The sequence below is a fragment of the Vibrio wakamikoensis genome (genome assembly GCF_050337275.1).
GTDB lineage: Bacteria > Pseudomonadota > Gammaproteobacteria > Enterobacterales > Vibrionaceae > Vibrio > Vibrio chaetopteri.
Genome location: NZ_JAKJST010000031.1, coordinates 32097 through 57251 on the forward strand (window position 1 = coordinate 32097; position 25155 = coordinate 57251).

18 protein-coding genes are annotated in these 25155 nt (G+C 48.2%); 9 read left to right on the forward strand and 9 right to left on the reverse strand.

Annotation, left to right across the window (positions count from 1 at the left end):
* The first annotated feature begins 15 nt into the window (after positions 1–15).
* From L4C42_RS18375 to L4C42_RS18390, 4 genes are all read left to right on the forward strand, one after another.
* Entirely contained in the window at positions 16–1746 is a 1731-nt protein-coding gene (locus L4C42_RS18375; protein WP_353498762.1) for an efflux RND transporter periplasmic adaptor subunit, read from the forward strand.
* A complete protein-coding gene (locus L4C42_RS18380; RefSeq protein ID WP_353498761.1) occupies positions 1743–4865 on the forward strand; it encodes an efflux RND transporter permease subunit in 3123 nt (1040 codons plus the stop codon). Before L4C42_RS18375 ends, L4C42_RS18380 begins: the two co-directional genes overlap by 4 nt.
* A gap of 68 nt (positions 4866–4933) precedes the next feature.
* The gene (copI, locus tag L4C42_RS18385) at positions 4934–5470 is read left to right on the forward strand and encodes a copper-resistant cuproprotein CopI (protein ID WP_353498760.1); all 537 of its coding nucleotides are present in this window, start codon (positions 4934–4936) and stop codon (positions 5468–5470) included.
* 146 nt (positions 5471–5616) lie between these two features.
* On the forward strand, positions 5617–6279 hold the full coding sequence (locus L4C42_RS18390) for a cupin domain-containing protein (RefSeq protein WP_353498759.1): 663 nt from the start codon (positions 5617–5619) through the stop codon (positions 6277–6279).
* A gap of 6 nt (positions 6280–6285) precedes the next feature.
* On the opposite strand, the gene galM is transcribed toward L4C42_RS18390, so the two are convergent.
* The 7 genes from galM to L4C42_RS18425 all read right to left on the reverse strand — a co-directional run bounded on the left by galM (position 6286) and on the right by L4C42_RS18425 (position 16142).
* Positions 6286–7320, reverse strand: a complete 1035-nt coding sequence (galM, locus tag L4C42_RS18395; RefSeq protein ID WP_353498758.1) for a galactose-1-epimerase — start codon at positions 7318–7320, stop codon at positions 6286–6288.
* Between the two features lie 31 nt (positions 7321–7351).
* On the reverse strand, positions 7352–8518 hold the full coding sequence (galK, locus tag L4C42_RS18400; protein ID WP_353498757.1) for a galactokinase: 1167 nt from the start codon (positions 8516–8518) through the stop codon (positions 7352–7354).
* Positions 8519–8577: 59 nt separating this feature from the next.
* Entirely contained in the window at positions 8578–9630 is a 1053-nt protein-coding gene (locus L4C42_RS18405; protein ID WP_429761587.1) for a UDP-glucose--hexose-1-phosphate uridylyltransferase, read from the reverse strand.
* Positions 9631–9837: 207 nt separating this feature from the next.
* A complete protein-coding gene (locus L4C42_RS18410; protein WP_429761588.1) occupies positions 9838–12939 on the reverse strand; it encodes a beta-galactosidase in 3102 nt (1033 codons plus the stop codon).
* A gap of 101 nt (positions 12940–13040) precedes the next feature.
* A complete protein-coding gene (locus L4C42_RS18415) occupies positions 13041–14270 on the reverse strand; it encodes an ABC transporter substrate-binding protein (RefSeq protein WP_353498754.1) in 1230 nt (409 codons plus the stop codon).
* Positions 14271–14370: 100 nt separating this feature from the next.
* Positions 14371–15222, reverse strand: a complete 852-nt coding sequence (locus L4C42_RS18420; protein WP_418642658.1) for a carbohydrate ABC transporter permease — start codon at positions 15220–15222, stop codon at positions 14371–14373.
* Positions 15222–16142, reverse strand: a complete 921-nt coding sequence (locus L4C42_RS18425; protein ID WP_353498752.1) for a carbohydrate ABC transporter permease — start codon at positions 16140–16142, stop codon at positions 15222–15224. The genes L4C42_RS18420 and L4C42_RS18425 overlap by 1 nt, the downstream gene beginning before the upstream one ends.
* A gap of 328 nt (positions 16143–16470) precedes the next feature.
* On the opposite strand from L4C42_RS18425, the gene L4C42_RS18430 reads away from it, so the two are divergent.
* The 5 genes from L4C42_RS18430 to sigZ all read left to right on the forward strand — a co-directional run bounded on the left by L4C42_RS18430 (position 16471) and on the right by sigZ (position 23962).
* A complete protein-coding gene (locus L4C42_RS18430) occupies positions 16471–17559 on the forward strand; it encodes an ABC transporter ATP-binding protein (RefSeq protein ID WP_353498751.1) in 1089 nt (362 codons plus the stop codon).
* Between the two features lie 138 nt (positions 17560–17697).
* Positions 17698–18696: a substrate-binding domain-containing protein gene (locus L4C42_RS18435; RefSeq protein ID WP_353498750.1), complete on the forward strand. Its 999-nt coding sequence runs from the start codon at positions 17698–17700 to the stop codon at positions 18694–18696.
* A gap of 32 nt (positions 18697–18728) precedes the next feature.
* Entirely contained in the window at positions 18729–21002 is a 2274-nt protein-coding gene (locus L4C42_RS18440) for an alpha-galactosidase (RefSeq protein ID WP_353498749.1), read from the forward strand.
* A gap of 241 nt (positions 21003–21243) precedes the next feature.
* Positions 21244–23217 (forward strand): excinuclease ABC subunit UvrB, encoded by a 1974-nt coding sequence (uvrB, locus tag L4C42_RS18445; protein WP_418642659.1) that lies wholly within the window; start codon positions 21244–21246, stop codon positions 23215–23217.
* A 199-nt stretch (positions 23218–23416) separates the two neighbouring features.
* Positions 23417–23962: an RNA polymerase sigma factor SigZ gene (sigZ, locus tag L4C42_RS18450; RefSeq protein WP_353500173.1), complete on the forward strand. Its 546-nt coding sequence runs from the start codon at positions 23417–23419 to the stop codon at positions 23960–23962.
* 27 nt (positions 23963–23989) lie between these two features.
* On the opposite strand, the gene L4C42_RS18455 is transcribed toward sigZ, so the two are convergent.
* Positions 23990–24310: a hypothetical protein gene (locus L4C42_RS18455; RefSeq protein WP_429761589.1), complete on the reverse strand. Its 321-nt coding sequence runs from the start codon at positions 24308–24310 to the stop codon at positions 23990–23992.
* A gap of 54 nt (positions 24311–24364) precedes the next feature.
* A complete protein-coding gene (locus L4C42_RS18460) occupies positions 24365–24931 on the reverse strand; it encodes an EndoU domain-containing protein (RefSeq protein WP_353500136.1) in 567 nt (188 codons plus the stop codon).
* Positions 24932–25155 lie beyond the last annotated feature (224 nt).

Below are 25155 nucleotides of genomic sequence, written 5' to 3' on the forward strand. Positions count from 1 at the left end.
TCAAGGGAAACAATAATGAAAACACGAAATGTCGCCCTATTGGCGCTGGCCGTTGGTGCAGGTCTGGGAATAGTGGGAACGCAGTATTTCGGTGCACACTCAATGAGCTCAATGTCGTCACAAAGCACTATGTCATCACAAAGCAAAGGCAATAGCGATGCGAATGAGCCGCTTTACTGGGTTGCCCCTATGGATCCCAACTATAAACGCGACCAACCGGGTAAGTCTCCAATGGGGATGGATCTCATTCCAGTCTACGCCGATGACCTCAACGGCGCGAATGACAAACCAGGTACCGTTAAAATTGACCCGGCAGTAGAGAACAATCTTGGTGTTAAAACTGCCTCCGTCGAGACACAAAAGCTCTCGCCTCGCATTGCTACCGTCGGTTACATCGCCTTTGATGAAAGCCGTCTATGGCAAACCAACGTACGTGTCGCGGGTTGGGTAGAAAAGCTCTACATCAATGCGGTGGGAGAGCGAATCAATAAAGGTGACGTGTTATTTAAACTCTATTCGCCTGAGCTTGTTAAGGCGCAAGAGGAGCTACTCAATGCCTATCGAACTAAGCGTGGCTCTCTTATCAAAGGGGCGACCGAGCGTCTAATCACCCTTGGAGTCGACAAAGCGCAAATACGTCAAATTGTCCGTCAAGGTAAAGCATCACAAACCATCGATATCAAAGCGTTCGGCAGCGGTGTCGTCGCTACGCTTAATGTACGCGAGGGCGGCTACTTGTCCCCATCTCAGTCGGTGATTAGCGCCGGCCCTATCGACCAAGTATGGGTCGATGCTGAGGTTTTTGAGCGCCAAGCTGAATGGATAAAAAACGGTAGTAGCGCAGTGATGACTTTGGATGCTATCCCCGGTAAGGAGTGGCAAGGGCAAGTCGACTATGTCTATCCGATCCTCGATCCATCCACTCGAACCCTGCGCGTTAGGCTCAAATTCGACAACCCGGATTTTCAACTCAAACCTAACATGTTTGCCAATATCGCTTTACAACCGCAAACCGATGACGCTGTGCTGACGATTCCGCATTCAGCGGTGATTCGCTCGGGTGGCATGAGCCGAGTTGTCCTCTCTGAAGGTGACGGCAAGTACCGCTCTGCTCGCATTCGAGTCGGCCGTGAAGCCAGTGATCGTATTGAGGTACTGGAAGGATTAACCACACAGGACATCGTAGTGACATCAGCACAATTCATGCTCGACTCAGAGTCCAGTCAAAGCGCTGATTTGTCGCGCATCAATGGCGTAGAGCCTCCGGTTGAAACTGTGTGGGCAAAAGGTGAGATCACCAATGTGATGGCGGGTCACGCTATGTTAACCATCAATCATCAACCGGTACCTGAATGGAACTGGCCGGGCATGGTGATGGATTTTAACGTGGAGCCAAACGTGGCGATAGAAGCACTTAAAGCAGGACAACAAATCGAGTTTGAAATGGCCAAAACGCCCGATGGTCAATACAAGGTTACGGCCATCAACCCTAGTGAAAACCCTATGCCCACAGAGATCTGGGTCAATGGCAACATCTCTATGCTAATGGCCGATTTTGGCATGATCACCATAGTGCACAGTGACGTCCCAGAATGGAACTGGCAATCGGGAGAGATGAATTTCTCTACAGATGGCAACGTTGATTTCACTGGTTTTGAAGAAGGTGATAACGCACGCTTTTTGATTCAGAAGCAAGGCAGTGAGTTTATTTTGTCTGAGCTCAAACATGGAGGAGAACAGCCATGATTGGAGCGATTATCCGCTGGTCTATCAACAACCGATTTCTGGTGTTGGTGGCGATCTGCTTCTTAACATTAGCCGGCCTTTACAGCGTCAAAAACACCCCGGTGGACGCCATACCCGATCTCTCCGACGTGCAGGTAATCATTAAAACCAGCTATCCGGGACAGGCTCCTCAAGTTGTCGAAGATCAGGTGACTTACCCACTCACCACTGCCATGCTTGCGGTACCGGGCGCAGAAACCGTGCGCGGTTACTCGTTCTTTGGTGACTCCTATGTCTACATCATCTTTAATGATGATACCGACATGTATTGGGCACGTTCACGGGTACTGGAATATCTCAGCCAAGTAGCACCAAAACTGCCTTCGCAAGCCAAACCAACGCTCGGCCCCGATGCAACGGGAGTCGGCTGGATATACAGCTATGTACTGCAAGATACCACAGGACAACACGACCTTGCGGAGCTGCGAAGCTTACAAGACTGGTTCTTAAAATACGAGCTGCAAACCGTCGATGGCGTCTCTGAAGTAGCCACCGTAGGCGGCATGGTGAAGCAATACCAAGTGCAGATCGATCCCGCTAAGCTGCGCGCCTACGATTTAACACTTCAACAAGTGAATGCAGCGATCAAAAACGGTAACCAGGAAAGCGGAGCTTCGGTGATCGAAGTGGCAGAAGCAGAGCACATGGTTCGTACTACGGGCTATTTGACCAGCATAGAAGACATTCAAGCCCTACCACTTAAAGTCACAAGTAAGGGCACACCTTTGCTCCTTGGCGACATTGCCGACATTAACCTTGGCCCACAAATGCGTCGTGGGATCTCTGAGTTTAATGGTGAAGGTGAAGCGGTAGGCGGCGTGATTGTGATGCGCTTTGGTGAAAACGCCAGTGAAGTTATCGACAACGTCAAAGCCAAGCTTGATGACTTACAGCGTAGCTTGCCGGAAGGCGTCGAAATTGTCGCTACCTACGATCGTTCAACGCTTATCAATGCCGCGGTAGACAACCTTTGGAATAAACTCGCCGAAGAATTCATTGTGGTCGCGATTGTGTGTGCACTATTTTTGTTTCACATCCGCTCCTCAATTGTCATTGCCATTAGCTTGCCGGTGGGGATTCTTTGCGCATTCATCGTCATGCATTGGCAAGGCATCAACGCCAACATCATGTCGCTGGGTGGTATTGCCATCGCTATCGGCGCCATGGTCGATGGGGCGATCGTGATGATAGAGAATGTGCACAAGCATATAGAGAAAACGCCGCTCAACGACCAAAACCGCTGGCAGGTGATCAGTAAAGCGGCAGAGGAAGTTGGCGCGCCGCTATTTTTCTCGCTGCTCATCATTACACTCAGCTTCGTGCCCGTTTTCGCCCTTGAGGGTCAAGAAGGCAAAATGTTCTCGCCGCTGGCTTACACCAAAACCTACGCCATGGCGGCGGCAGCAGGTCTAGCGATCACTTTAGTGCCTGTACTCATGGGTTACTTCATTCGCGGCAAGGTACTCCCAGAGCACAAAAACCCAGTGAACAAGGCTCTGATTGGCCTTTACCGGCCGATGCTTAACTTGAGCCTTCGTTACCCGAAAACCATGATCATCATCGCTTTGGGTTTGCTAGGTTCTGCTTACTACCCGACTTCTAAACTGGGTAGCGAGTTTATTCCACCGCTTGATGAAGGCGACTTGATGTACATGCCGACCACCTATCCCGGCATTTCAATTGGTAAAGCACGCGAACTGTTGCAACAAACCAATAAGCTCATCAAAACCGTACCTGAGGTTGAAACCGTGTGGGGCAAGATTGGCCGCGCAGAAACGGCCACTGATCCTGCGCCTCTCACTATGATTGAGACCACCATTCAGCTTAAGCCGAGAGATGAGTGGCGCGAAGGTGTGACGACCGAGTCACTTCGCAAAGAGTTTGACGATCTGGTTCAGTTCCCGGGTTTAACGAACGCTTGGGTGATGCCAATCAAAACCCGAATCGACATGCTCGCAACCGGTATCAAGACCCCTATTGGGATTAAGATCGCAGGACCTGAACTTAGTGTAATTGAAGAGATTGGTGCCAACCTTGAGCCGATTCTCAATGACATCGCGGGCACCGTTTCGGTCTATGCCGAGCGAGTGGCAGGTGGCCGTTACGTAACCATTGATATTAAACGTCTAGCAGCCGCGCGCTACGGGCTGAATGTCAGTGACGTTCAACAAGTGATCTCTACGGCCGTTGGCGGTATGAATGTGGGCGAAACCGTCGAAGGGCTCGAACGTTACCCAATTAACGTGCGCTACCCACAGGACTATCGTAACTCAGTGGTTAAACTGCAAAACCTGCCCCTAGTCACCCCAGCAGGTGCACGCATCGCACTCGCCGATGTGGCAGATATTCGCTATGAAGATGGCCCTCCGATGATCAAAACCGAGAATGCACGCCCGAACGGCTGGGTACTCGTCGACATTGCCGAGCGCGATTTAGGGTCCTACGTCAGTGAAGCGCAGCAAGTGGTCGCTGAAAAGCTGGTGCTGCCCGCTGGCTACTCACTGGCATGGTCCGGTCAATACGAATATATGGAGCGTGCCAAACAACGTCTTGGTGTCGTGATCCCGATTATGCTCGCCATCATCATGTTATTGCTCTATTTGAGCTTTCGCCGCGTGGGTGAGGTACTCGCCATCATGGGCACCTTGCCACTCGCGATGGTCGGTGGCTTATGGGTCATGCACTATCTTGGCTACAACTTCTCAATCGCAGTTGGCGTCGGCTTCATCGCGCTTGCGGGTGTCGCGGTTGAGATTGGCGTCATCATGTTGGTCTACCTCAATCAAGCATGGCATGGACGAAAGCTCTTGGCAGAGCAAGACCATACACCGCTGACCGCTGACATGCTGACTGAGGCAATCCGAGAAGGAGCAGGCCTTCGCGTACGACCGGTCATGATGACCGTGTTAACAGTCATCATTGGCCTTATCCCCATTATGTATGGCTCCGGCACCGGCTCTGAAGTGATGCAGCGTATCGCAGCACCAATGATAGGAGGTATGGCTTCGGCACTGTTGCTCACACTACTTGTACTGCCTGCCATATACAAACTTTGGAAATCTAAAGAGATCAAACAGTAACTAGCTCGCACCTGCTTGTCGCTTGAAAGTACAGAGACGGCAGGTGCAAACCACAAAAGGACATCAAAATGAAAAAGACACTCATCGCACTAACCATGACATTGATTGCCACACAAAGCTTCGCCGATGGCATGGATCATTCAAAAATGGATCACGGAGCTATGAATCATGACACGATAGATCATAGTAAAATGAATCATGGCATGATGAACATGGAAGGCATGTCAGTCGTCGGCATGCCTGCTGCAGGCGCAAAACCCGACAAGGTGGTACACGTCATTCTAAAAGATGACATGACCATCTCATTCAAACGTGATGTCGAAATCAAACCGAACGATGTCGTTCAGTTTGTGGTAATGAACACAGGCAAAGACGATCATGAGTTTGTCATCGGCTCACCATCCGAGCAAATTGCTCACCGTAAAATGATGGAAAACCCAACAGAGGATCACGATCATCACAGCATGGGCAATGTCCTGTACCTCAAGCCAGGAAAAGCGGGAAAGCTCAACTGGCACTTCCACGGTGAAAAAGAGATTGAATTCGCCTGTAACATTCCAGGCCACGCAGAAGATGGTATGACTAAGACGATCGTTCTCAAATAGTCAGCCAGACTCAACCCATTATCAAAAGAGCACGAATTCGTGCTCTTTTCAGTTTCAAACTATGATAGATATGACAATATAATGTGATCGATACCAACGGCGACATCCGTACCACTCATGGCAACTTACTAAGGACAAAGTAGAACATGGAAACTCTAATCAACGCCGATTTTGACCAGCGCGTAGTGATACGACCAACAGACTACCAGTGGGTCGGCTCTCCTATGCCCGGCGTAAGTCGCATGCGTTTAGACCGCATTGGTGATGAAGTGGGACGTGTGACGTCCATCGTACACTATGAGCCAAACAGCGCGTTTTCAGCGCATACCCATAGCGGCGGTGAAGAGTTTTACGTTTTGGAAGGCACCTTTTCCGATGAGCACGGCGACTACCCAGCGGGCAGCTATGTCCGTAATCCTATTGGCAGCGCACATACGCCGAAAATTGGCTCTGACGGTGCGACTATCTTCGTCAAACTGCACCAGTTTCATGAGCAAGACCAAGCTCAGTTTTGCATCAATACATCAAAGCAGTCATGGTATCAGGGATTGGTTGATGGGCTTACTGTGATGCCGCTACATGAATTTGAAGCGGAGCATGTTGCCTTAGTGAAATGGGCGCCCAATACCCAGTTCAATGCCCACCAGCATTGGGGCGGAGAAGAAATATTGGTACTGGAAGGCACCTTTTATGACGAGCATGGTGAATACCCTAAAGGCACTTGGATCCGTAGTCCTCACCTTAGCAAGCACACCCCCTTCACCAAAGGAGATGGCGCGCTTATTTACGTCAAGACTGGGCATTTATAGTCGAGTTTATTTGATGGCAAACTCATAACTTGTACTGTGCTTATACTGATTGCCAGGTCGAAGAATCGCATCTGACTCTTTCCAGCCGCGATTGGGCGAGTCTGGATAAAACTGAGTTTCCAGCGCAACCCCTTGATAATCTTTGTATAGTCCGCCTAGACGATTAGGTGTATTCGCTAGCCAGTTACCCGTATACAGCTGCACTCCTGGTTTCGTCGTGAAGACGCTCATTTCAACACGACTGTCTGGAGAGACGAGACGCGCCACCGGCTCGTTACCTTGGCTCTCTAAAACGTAACAATGATCATACCCATTTGCTTGTCGTTGCTGCTCATCGGCCAATAGATGGGTCGAAATGGGCTTGGTCATATTGAAATCGAAACTGGTCCCCGCCACAGCCTCTGGTTCTGTAAAAGGAATACCATCCGCTTGTGTCGGCAAATAGTGCGCAGCACGAATCTGCAAGCTATGACCTAAGATATCCTCTTCAGACTCAGCACCCAAAAGATTAAAGTAAGCGTGATTGGTTAGGTTAACCGGCGTTGCCGCGGTTGTTGTCGCACTGTAGTCAATAAGTACTTGGTTTTGTTCACTAAGGCTATAGCGGACACTCACCATTAGCTCGCCGGGAAACCCTTGGTCACCATCGGCTGAAACTAAACTGAGCTCAACACTGTTATCACTCTTCTCAACCAAACTCCAACGGCGCTTATCAAAGCCATCCAAGCCGCCGTGTAAACTGTTGCCTGATTGGTTGGTCACGGCTTGAAACTCGTGGCTATCAATCTTAAACCTTCCACCAGCGATTCGATTGGCAAAGCGGCCGACTGTCGCACCTAAGAAGACCTTTTGACGCGCAAAGTCCTCCATCGTCTCAACGCCCAACAGCACTTCTCGTTTTTCATCGTCGATAGGGAGCTTACAACTGAGCCATGTCGCACCAACATCCATCACCGTTACTTCCATTTCAGAAGCATTCGACAAGGTGTAAAGTGAAGGCGGTTTGCCGTCTGCTGCAAGTCCATTCATTATGGCTGTCATCGCAATCCTCTTATCTCAAAGTCAGTCATTCTCAATGCTCAAGTACTTCAACAACACCTGCACCTGCACTTGCTTGGCACACATAAATCGATGCTTGCAATCCAGTGGCTGCTTGATACTTCGCGGTCACAGCTTGCTCAACGGCATCGGTTAGACTTGGCGGGATTAGTGCGACGATACAGCCCCCGAAGCCGCCGCCTGTCATTCGCACGCCACCTTGGTCGCCAATCACATCTTTGACAATGTCGACTAAGCAATCTATCTCGCTCACGGTGATCTCAAAATCATCGCGCATTGAAGCGTGTGATTCAGCCATAAGCTCGCCCAATCGTTTCATGTCTTGAGCTCGCAATGCCTTCGCAGCCTCAAGGGTTCGGTCATTTTCCGTGATAACGTGGCGTGCTCTCTTCGCGACTACATCGTCTAAGTTTTGTTGGTTTTGATTGAACTCTTCAATACTCACATCACGCAGCGCTTTGACGCCAAAAATCTGAGCGGCTTGTTCGCACTGCAATCGCCGTGTGTTGTACTCACTGTCGACAAGACCGCGCTGCTTGTTGGAATTGATGATGACCACTGCCATTGCTTCAGGCATCGATACCGCTTGCGACTCTAACGTTCGACAATCGAGCAACATGGCATGATTTTGCTCGCCTTTGGCGGAAATCATTTGATCCATAATGCCGCAGTTGCAACCCACAAACTCATTTTCAGCTTGCTGGCCATTGAGCGCGATTTCCGCTTGGCTGATATCGAGATCGTAAAGCGTTTTAAAGGTCTGCCCAATCACCACCTCCAACGCAGCAGAAGAGCTCAGCCCCGCGCCTTGAGGGACATTGCCCGTGACACAAATATCCGCACCTTTAAACGTATAGCCTCGGGCTAGCAAGAATTTCACCACGCCGCGAATGTAGTTTGCCCACATTTTCCCGGGCAAAAACTCTATCGGTTTAGATAGGTCAAATTCATCGGTATCATTGCCATAATCGACCGACACCAAACGAATGAAGCTGTCTTCGCGCTTTGCAGCAGCGACGACCGTTTGGTAGTTAATGGCACAGGGCAACACAAAGCCATCGTTATAATCAGTATGTTCGCCAATTAGGTTCACTCGACCTGGCGCTTGAATAATATGGGTCGGTTGATAGTCCAATACCTGTTTAAACACGCTTTTCACGTTAGTTATTAATTCAGACATAATACGCCCTCAATCCTTGGCTAATCACGGCGGCGTCGCCGCCGTTTAAAATAGGGTGGTTACTGCTCTTTGTAATGCACATCACTCAACGCTCTTAGTCGCTCAGCCGCTTGCTCTGCCGTTAAATCACGCTGCGATTCGGCGAGCATTTCATAACCCACCATAAACTTTCTCACTGTTGCGCTACGCAGCAGTGGAGGATAAAACAAGGCATGCAACTGCCAATGCTCAATATCCTCACTAGCTTCAAAGAACGGTGCGAAGTGCCAACCCATGGAATATGGGAAAGAACACTGGAATAAGTTGTCATAGCGGCTGGTCAGTTTTTTCATGGCAACAGCCAAATCATCTCGCTGCTCGTCGCTGAGTTCGCTCATGCGGCGAACATGCGTTTTTGGTAGCAACATGGTTTCAAACGGCCACGCTGCCCAGTAAGGCACAACGGCAAGCCAATGCTCCGTTTCAACTACAGTTCTTGAACCGTCTTGTCGCTCGGCCTCTACGTAATCGACCAACAGATTTGAGCCATACTGCTCAAAATACTCTCGTAAGTGCTTATCTTTGCGCTCGATTTCGTTTGGCAAAAAGCTGTTCGCCCAAATCTGGCCATGAGGATGCGGCTGTGAGCAGCCCATAGTTTCGCCTTTATTCTCAAACGCTTGCACCCAAATGTATTCTTTGCCGAGCTCTTCAATTTGCTCATTCCAGGTATCGATAACGCCTCTGATTTTACTGACGCTGAGCTCGGGCAAGGTTTTACTGTGATCAGGAGAGAAGCAAATCACTCGGCTTAAACCGCGTACCCCTTGAGTTCTGAATAAGGGGTTGTCGGATTGCGGCGCATCGGGTGAATCCGGCATTAGTGCCGCGAAGTCATTGTTGAACACATAAGTGCCTTGGTAATCCGGGTTCACATCTCCCGAAATGCGAGCGTTAGCTGGACACAAGAAGCAGTTTTCATCAAAGCTCGGCAGCGCTTGCGTAGCAGGCTTTTCGTCTTGACCACTCCAAGGACGCTTAGCGCGATGTGGTGATACTAAGATCCACTGCCCGGTCAATGGGTTGTAACGACGATGTGGATGATCCACTGGGTCAAACTGAATGTCGGTCATAGCTTCTCTCAATAGGTTAATTGCCCGCCGCTGAACATCTTATCAAGCCTTGTCTCGCTCGATCCGTGATCCAATTCGCGACTATGAAAACGTTTACACAAAGTTTTCATCAAAGTAAGTCCTAAAATACAGTGCATTAAGGCCTTGCAGCCTTGATATTAATAGTGATTACCGTGATATTATTGATAACGGTTACAAACCATCAAGTCAGGCATTAAATCTTAGTGCTACCTCATATCGATAGCGTTGCTCGCGAAGTTGATAAGCCTTGTGAACGCTTGGTGTCCAAGAGTCATCACCTCCTACGCCCATGTGGTAACCATCGATGCGCACATACAAGCAGCCATCTTTTTCAAGCTCGTTGGTGTGCTTAGCATCAGCTAAACTATGTTGGCTGAACTCGCTGACAGAAAAATGAAACTTGCCCTTCACTGTCAAACTGCCAACCTTTAACTCACGGCTATCACAGCGCAGACCATTTTCCGATGGGAAAATATAGTCAGTATGCATACTAGACAGTGGCTGTTTATAGCGACCAAAGTGCGCAGATCCAATTCGGTCAGGGTAGTTTTCATGCGGCCCACGTCCAAACCACTCCACTTGGGTGTCATCTTGTGGCTGATGGTATAGCCCGAGCTCCAACCCCACTCTTGGCATTGGTGGTAAGCCTTTGGCGAACGCAACATCCACATCCACTGTCAGTTGACCTTCGCTATCAATGTGGTAACGCCAAGTGCTGGAAATGATTGGCGCCTGATCGTTGCTGTAGAGGGCAACACAGGTGACATTGACACCACCCTCAGCCTCGTCATAGTCGAAGGAATGGCACCCACGAGTTAGGTTCGCCAAGCCTGCAGTTTGCCAGCGGGCAAACCAAGAGTTGGGGTCAAGTTTATTGGCTTCACTGGTGCCGATATCGTTGTCGATAGGCGCTCGACAAAAGTTGTCTTTAATCGGCTGCGTTAGCTTCTCCACGCCGCGAACCTTACAGCTCACAAGATAGCCGGCGGCACTATCAAACTCAAAAGCGATATCATCGCTCACCACCGAGAGACGCTGCTCCGCTTTCACGACTGCTAACTGAGCGATAATTGGCGTTTGAGGCACCAAAAGCATCGGCAAGGTTTGCAATTCTATTTGCTCTATCGCAGTGACATGTCCCGCCTCTGCCCACGGCGTCTCTTCAATCAATCTGGTTTCTAGGTTGAGGTGGTACTCGGAGCCTGGCTGCTTATCGATAACATCACATAAGGTGATCTGCTGTTTCTTCCCAGGCTGAGTTGTCATGACTAACTCACCAGAATTACTCGGCGTACCATCTTGGAGCAGTTGCCAGCAAAGCATTTCATTGTCACTGGCAACAAAAAGATTCTCATTTTCTACTTCAATAGTGAGTGGCTGCTCACTAACCAGCTTAAACTGATAATATTGCTGCGCTTTTTTTACTTCAAATAAAGCGGGATGTACTGTTCTATCAGGGAATATCAAACCGTTGATACAGAACTGGCGATCGTTAATTTCATCACCAAAATCGCCACCGTACGCCCAGTAGTGACGCCCTTTATCATCCACTTTACTCAGGCCTTGATCGACCCAATCCCAAATAAAGCCGCCTTGCAATCTTGGGTGGTCGCGAAACGCTTGCCAATAGTCGACAAAGCTTCCCAAACTGTTGCCCATCGCATGGGCATATTCACATAGGATCAACGGCCGTGATTCATTTGGTAGTGCTATGGCCTTTTTGATTCCGATACGGGGAGTGACTTCTGGCTGGTGTCCAACTACAGGCAAGTCCCAGTTTACGCGTGCGTACATAGGACAAATAATATCCGTCGCCGCCGTCATCGCACCGCCGCCTTCATATTGCACTGGTCTTGACGGATCGCGCTGCTTAACCCATTGATACATCGCATAATGATTGCCGCCAATGCCTGATTCATTACCAAGCGACCACACAATCACAGACGGATGGTTTTTATCTCGTTCGACCAAATTCACCATACGTCGCATATAGGCGTTCAGCCATTCGCTGTCATCAGACAAACGGCACATTGGCACTTGACCATGGGTTTCAATGTTGGCTTCATCGACTAAATACAGCCCAAACTCATCACACAGTTGATACCACATCGGGTGATTGGGGTAATGCGCAGTTCGAACCGCATTGAAGTTGTTTTGCTTGAGGAGTTTGATGTCTTCTATCATCGCCTCACGAGTCATGACATGCCCAAGCTCTGGATGATGCTCGTGACGATTGACGCCACGAATAAGAAGCGGTTTACCGTTGACGCAGATCTGGCCATTTAAGACTTCGACATTGCGAAAACCAACCGAATAGGCTTCGCAGTCAATGAGCTGATTCTGGTCATCAATGAGTGACACCACAACGCGATACAGATGTGGCGCTTCGGCGCTCCAAGCTTTCACATCGGCTACCGACAAGCGATGAATCGCTTTGTTGTCCCACGCACCTTTTTCATCGACAAATTCGACGCCAAATGCCTGAGTTTGAGCTGCTATTTCATTACCTGCTGCATCAAATAGTGCCACGTTCACTTTAAGCGTGTCGCTTGGTGAGGATACCGTTGTCGTCACCGTTAACAGGCCATCTCGATAACCAGATTGTAAACTGGCGACAGTCTCCACATCCGCTATATGCGTTATAGATTTCGTGCGCAAAGTAACATCACGGAAGATGCCACTTAGCCACCACATATCTTGATCTTCAAGATAAGAGCCGTCAGACCATCTCAGCACCATCACAGTTAGTTGGTTGCGACCCGATATCAGATGCTGGCCAAGGTCAAACTCAGCCGGCAGTCGAGAATCTTGTGAATACCCTACCCAATGTCCGTTACACCACAGATGGAATGCACTGTTCACACCATCAAAGGTGATGGTGGTGGAGGTATTTTCTCGTGGTGAATAGTCGAAACTTTTGCGATACACCCCTGTTGGGTTCTGCTCTGGCACATAAGGAGGATTGTCGACAAATGGGTACTTCACATTGGTGTAGATTGGTTTATCAAAACCGTGTAATTGCCAGTTGCTTGGAACAGGAAGAGAGTGCCAGTCTGCATCATCAAAATCTGGTTCAATAAAGGCTTCGGACATAGCCTCTGGCGCGGTCAGCAAGGTAAACTGCCAGTGCCCATTGAGTGAGGTTTGATTGTCTGATGCTTGACCAACTCGAGCTTGCTCAATACTGCTGTAGGCATGCAAAGGCGCGTGAGCGGTGAGGACGTTGCGCTGGACAACATGTTGATTTTCCCACTCTCGTGCCGCCATCACTTGGGCAAAAGTTCTCATCTCTACTTCCTATGGTTCCATTAACAACTTCTTTGAAACAAAAAGAGCGCTCCAATGGTTTGGAAACGCTCATTGGTATCGTTATTTAAACGCTTTACAGATTAGTTCTTAAACGTGCGTTGACGTACTTTTTCAAGACGTTTTAGGATTTGATCCACACGCTCAGGTTTCACCATGAACTCTTGGAACCCTTTCATGCCTTCTTTCGCCATCGCAGGATCAGTATCGCGGTCATAGAACTGCGCCGTACCACTCGCCTCTGCCAACATTTCCACACCGATGTTTAGGAACTCATCATCCGCAGGTTTGGCTTTGCTGTTGGTTGGGATTTGCAGTAGGACATCATTTACCAGTTGCTGGATCTCTGGTTTGGCAACAAACGCTAGGAACTTACGTGCATCTTCTTTGTTCTTCGCTTTGGTTGGGATATGAATGGTATCCATTGGTGCATCTTCTGCGATAGGCACAGCAGGGTCGATGACTGGGAATTGGAAGAAGCCCATCTTGCCATCAAGTTCAGCTGGGAAGTTAGGCGCAATAAAGTTACCAATCAGGTACATAGCCGCTTCACCGTTGTACAAGAACGGCTGCGCTTCCTGCCAAGAGTATGACGCGTGGTTGTCTAGGTAGTAGCCTGGTTCCACTAGCTCAGCCCAGTTTGCAAAGGTCTTCTTCACTCGATCGTCGGTATAAGGCACTTTGCCGTCCATCAGGTCGATGTGGAAATCAAGGCCGTTAGTACGTAGGTTGATGTAGTCGAACCAGCCTGCTGCAGTCCATAGGTATTTGGTACCGATAGCAAAAGGCGCCACTTCATTCTTCTTCAGTGTCGCAGCGGCCGCTTTTAGCTCATCCCACGTTTTTGGTTCAGCGATACCATACTTCTCAAAGATGTCTTTACGGTAGTACACACCCCATTGATAGTAAGTGTAAGGCACACCGTATTGCTTACCATTCACCGTCATTGCTGGCGCTGCCGATTTAAAGTCTTGAGCCATGTTGTTGTCAGCCCAAATGTCACTTACATCTTCCAATAGTCCACGATCAACGAATGTTTTCATTCGGTTACCCGCATACCAGAACACAACATCCGGCGGAGAGGTGACCAGCCAGTTACGAATCGTCGTCTTGTACGCTTCTTTATCATACAAGTTGTACTTCACCGTAATGTCTGGGTTTTCAGCTTCAAATCGTTTCACGATTTCAGCCCACGCTTCTTTTGGTGCAGGGTCTGCTTGATCCGAGTTAATCACTAACTCGCCCGCCCAAGCGGTTGTTGAGAGGGACGCGCCAAGTATGGCGGTAGCAGCGAGGTGTTTCACAATTTTCATAGTAAGATCCTTATTGTCGAGCTTGCGCTCAGGCTCCATTGTTATCGTTATAGCTTGCTGGTCGTCGCCAACCAGCACTGATTGTGCGGCTAAATCGGGATTAACCTTTGGTTGCTCCCAACGTTAGACCAGCAATAAAGTGACGCTGCATGGTAAAGAACAGCACCACTGGAGGAATTGCAGCGACGACGGCACCAGCAGAAATAAACTGCCATGACGCCAACCACTGCCCTTTCAATGCACTCAATCCTGCCGTTACGGGGCGCACTTCATCGCTTTGCACTAAAACCAGCGCCCAAAAGTAATCATTCCAAATAAAGGTAAACACCAACACAGACAGTGCGGCTAGTGCCGGCCTGACAAGCGGCAATACTACGTGCCAGAAGATTTTCATTTCACTCACGCCTTCAACGCGCGCCGCCTCAATCAAGGCATCGGGGATGCCGACAATAAAGTTGCGCATAAACAGGGTACAAAAGCCGGCTTGGAAGGCGACGTGGAAGAAGATAAGCGCCCAATGCGTATCATAAAGACCAAAGGTAATGGTGAGATCGCGCACTGGAATCATCAGGATTTGGAACGGTACAAAGTTACCAGCAATGAACATCGCAAAGATCCAAATATTGGCCTTGAAGTTATACTTCGCGAGCGCAAATCCTGCCAACGTAGACAGCGCGACCGCGCCAGCCACTGCCGGTAACGTAATGATCAAACTGTTCAGCAAATACTGGCCCATCGGCGTTGCCGTAAACACTTGCGTGTAGTTTTCAACAAACTGAATATCACTCGGCCAGCCCCAGTAATTACCTTTGTTGATGTCTTCCATTGAACGGATCGACGTCATCATCACCGCGATTAGCGGCAGCAGCCACATCACAATCGAAATCGGCAGCGCCGCTCGATAGCTGATATTGGTAAAGCGTCCAGATTTTTCTATCGGTTGTGGGAACATTATTTTTCACTCCTTAGCATTCGCCACAAGAAGTAAGCGATGTAGATATCCATAATCAAAAACAGAACAACCGACACCGAGGCGCCATAACCCATGCGGTAGTTGAAAATTGATTCTTCGTACATTTGATAAGCGAGCACGGATGAGCTCCCCCACGGGCCACCCGCTGTCATGGTCGCCACTAGGTCAAACGAGCGAAGTGCGCCGATAACCGTAACCACGATAGCAATAAACGTCGCTGGACGAAGCTGAGGCAACACCACATACCAAAGCATGCGCAGTTTCTTGGCACCATCAAGGCGAGCGGCTTCCAACTGCTCTGGATCCAAATTATTCAAACCAGTGAGATATAAGATCATGCAATAGGAAATCTGCGGCCACAGACCGGCGGCAATGATCCCGTAGGTCACGTAATCTTCGTTGGACAAAATCGCAATGGCTTCAATATCGAAAAAGCCAAGTACGATGTTAAATAGACCAAAAGAAGGGTCATAGAACCACGCAAAGACGAGACCCACCACCACTTGAGAGATGACAAAAGGAAAGAAAAACAGTGATTTAACTACGCGAATCCCTCTTACTTGTTGATTGAGAAAGAGCGCAATAGCCAATCCAATAGGTGGTGCCAACATAAAGAACACCAACCACAAAAAGTTATTTTTAAGTGAGGTATAGAAGGCTTCTGAGTCAAAAAGCTCTCGATAGTTGTCGAGACCCACCCAAGTTTTTTCACCCAATCCATCCCATTCATAAAAGCTCAGCCAGATACTGTCCAAAATTGGATAGATGACGTAAACAGAAAAAATTAGGATCGCTGGCGCCAAAAATATCCATGGCGCGACTTGGGTATTAATACGACTTTTGCGTCGCTGTGACGGTAGCTGATTTTGTGGGTATACCGTTTTCACAGATTGTTCCATTTCAAGGTGACTCCCTACCCCACCGCAACATACTGTTAACAGTCATTAATTTCTGAAAATATCAACAATAAGTACTGTTTTAGATGGGTTTTAGTGAAAATACACTCGAATATTAGCCAACATGGTGAAATGTTGTACTGCTCAAAATTAAAACTGTAAACGTTTCCACAGTTTTCACTCAAAGTCGTTAACAATTTATGATCACGATCAACTATTCTCGGTTTGACAGCTAACAAATTGTCAATTAGCGCGTATGGTCATGGTATTCAAAAAAACTGGCATTCACGCATATTCATGCTGCCACTTGTCTGCATAACGAGGAGTTCTTATGGCTGACATCCGCTTAAACCAAGTCATCAAACGCTATGGCAAGGTACAAACCATTCACGGCGTCGATCTCGACATTAACGATGGCGAATTTGTGGTGTTTGTTGGTCCATCGGGCTGCGGCAAGTCGACATTGCTGCGCCTAGTCGCCGGTTTAGAAGAGATCAGTGACGGTGAGATCTTTATCAATGATGAAAAGGTAAACGATGTCGATCCTGCTGAACGCGGGGTGGCTATGGTGTTTCAGTCCTACGCTCTCTACCCACACATGACAGTTGAAGAGAACATGGGCTTTGGCCTTAAAATGAATAACCACCCTAAAGAGTACGTCCATAAACAGGTGCAAAATGCCGCCAAGACACTGCAACTTGAGCAGCTTCTGAAGCGCAAACCCAAAGAACTCTCTGGTGGTCAAAGGCAGCGAGTCGCGATTGGTCGTGCGATAGTACGTAATCCAAAGGTCTTTTTGTTCGATGAGCCACTTTCCAACCTCGATGCCGAGCTTCGCGTCGATATGCGTTTGCAGATCGCTAAGCTGCACCAAGACCTTGCCAACACCATGATTTACGTCACTCACGACCAAGTGGAAGCGATGACACTGGCCGATAAGATTGTGGTACTTCGTGATGGCCGAGTTGAGCAAGTGGGTAGTCCACTGGAGCTGTATCACTCACCACAAAATGAGTTTGTGGCAGGGTTTATTGGATCGCCAAAAATGAACTTCATTCCTGCTCATGTTGAGCAAGTGAACGAGCAAGATATTACTGTTAAAACCGCTAAAGGCGAGCAGTTCACATTGCCAAGAACCGCAGAGCAAGCTCCAAAAACCGGTGACGCACTTACCCTAGGCGTTAGACCAGAGCACCTTACGCTTAATCACGACAATCCAGTTAGATTCGAATTCCAAAGTGAAGTCGTCGAAAGGCTAGGCAACAGTACGTATTTGTTCGGCCAAGCTTCTGGCGTCGATGGTTTCAAAGTTCACCTTCCGGGCGATCAGGCTGTAAACAAATTTGAGCAAGTCGCCATTAGCTGCAGCTATGACGATGTGCATCTGTTTGATGTCGACGGTCAACGAGTGAATTTATAGCAAACAATGCGAGTGAGCTTTGAAAATAAAACCCGATTCAAATACTCACAACATACTGTTAAACATACAAATTGAACTCTTATATGAAACGAGTTCTAATACTCGCAATCGTAATAGTTCCAATGCAAAAGGTGCCCCATGGCAACCATAAAAGATGTCGCTAAAGAAGCAGGAGTCTCTGTCGCCACAGTGTCTCGTGTTATTAATAAATCGCCCAAAGCCAGCCAGTCTTCCATCGACTCAGTGTCTGCGGCGATGAAAAAGTTGGGCTATCGCCCCAATGCGGCAGCAAGAGCGCTGGTCAGCCAAAGTACCAATACCATCGGCGTCGTGGTTTCTGATGTGTCGGATCCGTTTTTTGGCACCTTAATCAAATCAGTGGATCAAGTCGCCAGAGAAGCGGGCAAGCACATCCTTATTGGCAATGGCTATCACAATGCAGATGACGAGCGCCACGCCTTAGAGCTGCTCATCAATAGCCGCTGCGAGGCAATTATTCTGCACGCAAAAGGGCTCAGTGATGAAGAGCTCATCAACTACGCCAAAGAAGTGAAAGGGCTGGTGATCATTAACCGCTTTATTCCACAAATCGAATCACGTTGTATTTCGCTCGACAACGAGCGCGGCGCTTATCTTGCTACGTTGCATTTAATTAAGTCCGGTCATCGCAACATTGCCTGCATTGCTTCTTCCCAAGACATTGAAGATACCCATCAGCGCATTAAGGGCTATCGAACTGCTCTGGAAGATCACGGTATTCTGCTTTCCAAAAACTACATTGAAGCAGGTGCACCAAGCAGCGATGGCGGCGAACTCGCCATGACCAATTTACTGTCTAAATCGTTAGATATTACTGCGGTGGTCACCTACAACGATTATATGGCCGCTGGAGCAATTCAAGCGCTTGAAAATAATGCCATTTCGGTACCTAAAGACATCTCTGTTATCGGTTTCGATGACGGCCTAATCGCCCGCTTTGTGCACCCACATCTCACAACCGTGCGCTACCCAATCGCAATGATGGCCGAACGTGCCGCTCGATTAGCATTACTGCTGTCTCGCGGTGAGGCCATCGAAGATGACCCGATTGTGTTCACGCCAACACTTGTCCAACGTAAATCTGTATTCGCGCGCTAGCCAAAGCGCGCCCTGCATAAATAGGTGGTTGAATGATTTCGATTAATGACCAAGGGTTAGAGTTTCACCTTCAAACCAAACGTTCTAGCTACCTGATTAAGGTCACGAGCACCGGCCACCTTGTTCATCTTCACTATGGAGATAGGCTCACCCATCGACCTCAGTTCAATGCCCTTGAGCATCTTTATCATGACAAGATGGGCTCCTCGACAGACTATGCAGACATACCTGGGCAAACTCTAAACACCTTCAGGCTCGAAGTACCTACCTTTGGCAAAGGGGATTATCGAAGCCCACTTTTGCATGTTGAATATACCGATGGCTCACGTGTCACCGATTTACTCTACCAATCACACCAACTTCTAGACAGCAAACCTTCGCTTGAAGGCTTACCGTCTGCCAGTGCAGAGCGAGATAGTCACCACCTAGTGATTACCTTAGCCGATCCCGTGACCAAACTTGAAGTGGATGTGCACTACTCAGTCTTTAGCCAATCCGACGTCATCACTCGCCATTTAGTGGTGCGAAATCATGCCAGTCGACCAGTACAACTTCTTCGCGCACTCAGTAGCTGCGTCGATTTTGCTGACGAAAGCTGGGATCTGATTCACCTGCAAGGCAAATGGATCAAAGAGGCACAAATCGCGCGCCAAAGCCTTGAAAAGGGCACTGTTCAGATAGACTCCAAAAAGGGGGTGAGCAGCGCCAATCACAACCCGTTCATTGCCCTAGCGAGAAAAGAGACCAATGAACATCTTGGTGCCTGCTACGGGTTTGGGCTCATGTACAGCGGTAACCATTTGTCGGTGGCTGAAGTCTCCCCGTACAACCAAACGCGGGTCATGACCGGCATTAATGACTTTGATTTCCGTTGGGAGCTGGAATCAGGCGAGCGTTTTACCACACCGGAGATTGCGCTCACCTACTCTGCGAGCGGCTTGAACCGCATGAGCCAGCAACTGCATCAGTTCATCAACCAGCATGTTATTTCAGAGCAGTGGCGCAATGTAGAACGTCCTATCCAAGTGAACAACTGGGAAGCAACCTACTTCGATTTCGACTACGACAAACTGGATGCCATCGCACAAAAAGCCAAGTCTATTGGTGTCGAGCTATTTGTGCTCGATGATGGCTGGTTTGGCAAACGTAATGATGACACCACCAGCCTTGGCGACTATTTTGACAACCCAAAACTTGTCGGTGGTATCGCACGCATCAGTGAGACCGTGAAAGATTATGGACTCAAATTTGGTATTTGGGTCGAGCCAGAAATGGTCTCGCCTGACAGCGAGCTATTTCGCGCCCACCCTGAATGGGCGATTACTCATCCCGAGCGCACACCATCATTAGGTCGAAATCAGCTCGTACTCGATATGGCCAACCCTGAAGTGATTGACTATTTGTTTGAGAAGCTCAGTGACGTGTTCTCCCGCGCCCGAGTCGATTACGTGAAATGGGATCACAACCGAAACTTCAGTGATAGCTACGCTCATTCCTTGTCAGCAAAGGAACAAGCTTCATTTAATCACCGCTACGTTCTGGGACTGTATGACTTACTCACGCGACTAACCAAGACCTTCCCGAACATTCTATTTGAGTCTTGCTCTAGCGGCGGCAATCGCTTTGATCTCGGCATGCTCAGCTACATGCCGCAAACCTGGACGAGTGATAACACCGATGCCATTGAGCGCTTGAACATCCAGCACGGTACCTCTCTTTGCTATCCGTTGTCGGCCATGAGCGCCCATGTAGCCGCGAAACCATCGCACCAAGTTCTGCGACGCACACCGCTTGAAACGCGCTTTAATGTCGCTGCCTTTGGAAACTTCGGCTACCAACTCGACATCACTCAACTTACCGAGCAAGAAACCCAAGCGGTGGTGGAGCAAATCGCATTCTATAAGCAGCACCGACAACTGCTTCAATTTGGCCGCTTTTACCGTCTGTCTTCCCCATTTGAAGGCAACATTACCACCTGGTTGGTGGTCAATGATGACGGCAACGAAGCCCTACTCGGCTACTACCAAAAACTGCAGCAAAGCAGTGGCGAGCTAGAAACCATCAAACTGCCTGCGCTGAACCCAGAGCTGGCATTTATCGTCCGCTCTAGAGCGCAGTATCGCGAAGAGATTGAAACCACAGATACACGTGTTAACAGCGAGCTGTATCAGCTCTATGGTGACCAACTAGCCAGTGTTGGCCTACCGCTAAACAATCAGTTTATGGGAGTAGAAATTACCGAGCATACTCGGTATATCGGTGATTTTGGGTCTCGGATTTATCATATTATGGCCGAGGGTTATTAAGCCTGGGATGCTGAACGCCAACTTCAATAGTGATCAACGCTGAATATCGGGGCAACATCTGTGTTGCCTACTCAGCGCCCCTCTGTCACCTTCTTTACCAACATTAAATATAGACCTTGCCAAATGTCAGGTTCACCAAGATGTAACTTGATGAAAGTCAGCCCGTCGCTCCCCGCAACAACTCGATAAATAACTGATCCTAACTATACTTTTGGTTGCTCACTCACAAGGAATATGTCTAATGAAAAACACATTTATTCTTCATTCTGAGTACCCACCCTCTGGTGATCAACCTGAAGCCATTGCGAGATTGATTGAAGGCGTCAATAGCGGCAAAACCCACCAAACCCTCAAAGGTGTCACTGGGTCTGGCAAGACCTTTACCATGGCGAATATCATTCATCGCCTGCAGCGCCCTACGCTAATTTTGGCTCACAACAAAACACTGGCCGCTCAGCTGTATAGCGAGATGCAACGATTCTTTCCAGAGAATGCCGTTGAGTATTTTGTTTCTTATTACGATTATTTTCAGCCAGAGGTCTACATCCCTGGCAGCGACCGTTTTATCCGTAAAGATTCAGCCATAAATGAACAACTAGAACGATTACGTTTATCCACTACGAAATCTCTGATTGAAAGGCGTGATGTAGTGGTTGTCGCGTCGGTGTCATCTGTTTATGGATTAGGGGATCCGCAGGCGTATCGTGATTTACAAATCCCTTTAGCGGTTGGAGCTCAGTTAAATCTAGATGACCTGTTGAACCGTCTAGCGCGCTTACAGTACACACCTACTCAGCCAAAACTTTCACGCGCGGGCTATAGGGTGCAAAACAATACCATCGATATCTTTCCCGCAGACTCTGAGAAAGATGGCATTCGTGTAGATCTAAACAAAGGGACGATTCATCGTCTGAGCTGGATAGATCCAGCGACAGGAGACGTGCTAGCACCTTGTAGCGAATACAAAGTGTCACCAAAAACCCTCTACGCCTCTTCTGCAGAGAAGGTACGTGAAGCTAGCGAGCAAATTAGACTTGAAATGGAGAGCAGAGTTGCAGAACTCAGTGCAGAAAATAGAGTGACCGAAGCCGCTAGGTTGTATGAGCGCTGCATGCACGATATTGAAATGATGCGGCAATTAGGCTACTGCGGAGGGATTGAAAACTACGCCTGCTATCTGAATGATAGAGATCCCGCTTTGCCACCAACCACTCTCATGGATTATTTACCTAAAGACGGTCTCGTCTTTATTGATGAATCCCACGTGATGGTGCCTCAGATTAGCGCGATGTCAAAATCAGACCGCAGCCGCAAAGACACCTTAATTGACTATGGATTCCGTTTACCCTCAGCACTCAATAATCGCCCGCTAACCTTTAGCGAGTTTGAAAAAGTAAAACCTCAAACCATCTTCGTGTCAGCGACACCAGGGAAGTATGAAGTTAAACGTTCAAATGAAGTCGTTATCGAGCAAATTATCCGCCCAACAGGGTTATTAGACCCTGAAGTTGAAGTTCGCCCTTCGGCAAGCTGCATGGAGGATTTGTTAAAAGAGATACGTATTCGCTCAGCACAAAACGAACGGACGCTTGTGACAACATTAACCAAGCGCAGCGCCGAAACACTGAATGATTTCTTTAATGAGCAAGGTATTCGGGCTCGCTATCTGCATTCTGACGTTAAAACTTCCGATAGAGTGGAGATCATTAATGCTCTCAGAGCCGGTGAATTTGATGTGTTAATCGGTATCAACCTACTACGTGAGGGATTAGATATTCCAGAGGCTTCGTTGGTTGCTATTTTGGATGCTGACCATGCAGGCTTCTTACGTTCTGTAGAAGCTCTAATTCAAATCATTGGCCGAGCTGCACGCAACGTCAATGGCAAAGCCATTCTTTACGCAGACAAGGTCACTCCAGCAATGAAGCAAGCAATAGATGAATCATTGCAGCGACGTACGCGGCAACAGGCCTACAATCAAACCAACAACGTGATTCCTATGAGTTCGCGTAGAAAGATTGCGTCAGCGGTAGAAACCGCGAGACAAAAAGCCCATCACCATGTGGGGTTTTGTGATGATCTTAAGAGCTTGTGTCAGCAAATCACTCAAAGGGAAAAAGCTCTGTTCGAAGCCGTAGACACTAATGATGACCAAAAAATTCAACAAATTCGCGCGGAGCTAGACAGCCTTTATCGGCAGTTCATCTTTATGTAGTGGTGGTGTCACTGACAAGACGTTCACGCAATTTAAAGAGATGTCGTCTTTTTGAATTCTTGATCGTCTTACTAAGGGTCGAAGAAAACTGTCGGTCACTTTGAGCAACAAAGAGGTTAAACTGAGTAGCTCTAATCACTGGCTAACAAACACTCTTACTAACACAGTTAAGCTGAACACTATGAGGTATATGAGACAAATGAAACTTGAGCCAATCTGGTTAGCCTATCAATCCAGCCTAAAGGCGTTTCTACATAGTAAAATCGCTAACCCGGCGGATGTTGAAGATCTACTTCAAGAGATTTTGATTAAAACTCACAATGGCTTTCAAGCGGTGACCGACGAGAGCAAAATCAAACCCTGGCTGTTCCAGATTGCCAACAATACCATTATCGACTTTTACCGAAAAAACAGTAAAAGGCAGGAAGTGACATCGGATGATTTGTGGCACCAGGAACAAGATGAAGCGCAGCTTATCAGCGAGCTCTCCCACTGTCTGCTGCCATTTATCAAGCAGCTACCAGAGCAAGATGCCGAGCTACTCATCGCAATAGAAATCGACGCAGTGTCGCAAAAAGATTACGCAATGAACAAAGGCATCAATTACTCCACGCTCAAGTCGCGAGTGAAGCAAAGCCGTAAAAAACTATTGGATGTATTTCATAGCTGCTGTGACTTTTCCGTTGATTTTCAGGGGAATCTTATGGAATACGCGCCTAAGTCCGGCAGTTGTCATCGCTGCTGATCGTCATAGGTTAACCCTTTGGCGCGGCTAACTTTGCTCTATCCAAACTAACCAGGCTTCAAGGCCTGTTAACACGACCGGGTAGCTCACGCACACCTCAGCTTCATCGCCACCGGAATAGATGCCTTGCAGATAAAACCCTTCCTGCGCACACCAAAACTCATAGCCATTACCACCACCGTCGTAGCTGTCACGCTCACCAGAGAGGTAATCACGAATACCCTGACGGATCTCTTTACCAATTAGCGCTGAGTATTGGATATCGGAAGCAAAAAAGTCCTTCAAGGTGCAATGAGATGGGTTGGCCTCATCAAAATCAGGCCATTGAAACGCTTCGTGTTTTGTCATGATTCTCTATACACCTTTAAAGGTTCAACGCTTACCCGACTTCCATCTTTGCCACTAAGGTTGGTAAATAGGAAAGCCCGTGTTTATCTTACTATTGTCATCGTAAAGCAGCGCACTGGCAACTTGGAACGGCTTGCCATCGTTGCCGTTGCAATAGCCATCGGTCACATCGGTAGCGGGGGCACTCATGCCACACTGTGCCCAACTTGGGTTACTGCAATTGCCGGTTGACGTGGTATTGGAGTACACAATGCTGGCGGTAATTTGGTCTGCACTGCAATGCTCTGGAAACATAGAGCTAAACGACTTAGTGTACACCTTGCCGTTAAACTCTAGCTTAATCTGCCTTAGAGTAAACACGCCTGCTGTGTTGGGTGCATCAGTAGGTTGTGCCGACTGAAAGTTACTCGGTTTCACGCCCTTGGGAAAGGCATGAAATCCTTTCGCGCGGTCGTTTTTCGACGGTTCTCCGCAAAATACATGGTGCAAATTCACTTGTTTGCCATCAATGGTTGGGCTCCATTCATCCAATGTGTTGCAATTGATAGCAAAGGCTTGGCTGGACAGGGCTGAGCCACACAATACATAAAGTGACAAAGCCCATTTTGAAGTCATTTTCATGTTAATAGTTCCTGTTCTAGCCTGACGATATGTTGTACTAATCAGTTTGGACTCTAGACACGCTTGAAGGAACACGCGAGTAAAGCACGGCTAAAGTAGGGTAAGTTGTGACTCAAAGATAATCTTGATGTAAATGACAAATTTCAAAATTTCAGCTTCCTTCAAACACACAGACCCATTTACGTCTCGCTAAGTCATTTAACAAGCAGCAAAAATTTGGACTA

What these genes read in the sequence shown, in the direction of transcription:
- L4C42_RS18410 (WP_429761588.1), bottom strand. Translation starts at nt 12,939, where the DNA reads ATGAGAACTTTTGCCCAAGTGATGGCGGCACGAGAGTGGGAAAATCAA.
- galM (WP_353498758.1), bottom strand. Translation starts at nt 7,320, where the DNA reads ATGACAGCCATAATGAATGGACTTGCAGCAGACGGCAAACCGCCTTCA.
- L4C42_RS18430 (WP_353498751.1), top strand. Translation starts at nt 16,471, where the DNA reads ATGGCTGACATCCGCTTAAACCAAGTCATCAAACGCTATGGCAAGGTA.
- L4C42_RS18375 (WP_353498762.1), top strand. Translation starts at nt 16, where the DNA reads ATGAAAACACGAAATGTCGCCCTATTGGCGCTGGCCGTTGGTGCAGGT.
- L4C42_RS18390 (WP_353498759.1), top strand. Translation starts at nt 5,617, where the DNA reads ATGGAAACTCTAATCAACGCCGATTTTGACCAGCGCGTAGTGATACGA.
- L4C42_RS18380 (WP_353498761.1), top strand. Translation starts at nt 1,743, where the DNA reads ATGATTGGAGCGATTATCCGCTGGTCTATCAACAACCGATTTCTGGTG.
- uvrB (WP_418642659.1), top strand. Translation starts at nt 21,244, where the DNA reads ATGAAAAACACATTTATTCTTCATTCTGAGTACCCACCCTCTGGTGAT.
- L4C42_RS18455 (WP_429761589.1), bottom strand. Translation starts at nt 24,310, where the DNA reads ATGACAAAACACGAAGCGTTTCAATGGCCTGATTTTGATGAGGCCAAC.
- L4C42_RS18415 (WP_353498754.1), bottom strand. Translation starts at nt 14,270, where the DNA reads ATGAAAATTGTGAAACACCTCGCTGCTACCGCCATACTTGGCGCGTCC.
- L4C42_RS18460 (WP_353500136.1), bottom strand. Translation starts at nt 24,931, where the DNA reads ATGAAAATGACTTCAAAATGGGCTTTGTCACTTTATGTATTGTGTGGC.
- L4C42_RS18420 (WP_418642658.1), bottom strand. Translation starts at nt 15,222, where the DNA reads ATGTTCCCACAACCGATAGAAAAATCTGGACGCTTTACCAATATCAGC.
- L4C42_RS18425 (WP_353498752.1), bottom strand. Translation starts at nt 16,142, where the DNA reads ATGGAACAATCTGTGAAAACGGTATACCCACAAAATCAGCTACCGTCA.
- sigZ (WP_353500173.1), top strand. Translation starts at nt 23,417, where the DNA reads ATGAAACTTGAGCCAATCTGGTTAGCCTATCAATCCAGCCTAAAGGCG.
- L4C42_RS18405 (WP_429761587.1), bottom strand. Translation starts at nt 9,630, where the DNA reads ATGACCGACATTCAGTTTGACCCAGTGGATCATCCACATCGTCGTTAC.
- L4C42_RS18435 (WP_353498750.1), top strand. Translation starts at nt 17,698, where the DNA reads ATGGCAACCATAAAAGATGTCGCTAAAGAAGCAGGAGTCTCTGTCGCC.
- L4C42_RS18440 (WP_353498749.1), top strand. Translation starts at nt 18,729, where the DNA reads ATGATTTCGATTAATGACCAAGGGTTAGAGTTTCACCTTCAAACCAAA.
- copI (WP_353498760.1), top strand. Translation starts at nt 4,934, where the DNA reads ATGAAAAAGACACTCATCGCACTAACCATGACATTGATTGCCACACAA.
- galK (WP_353498757.1), bottom strand. Translation starts at nt 8,518, where the DNA reads ATGTCTGAATTAATAACTAACGTGAAAAGCGTGTTTAAACAGGTATTG.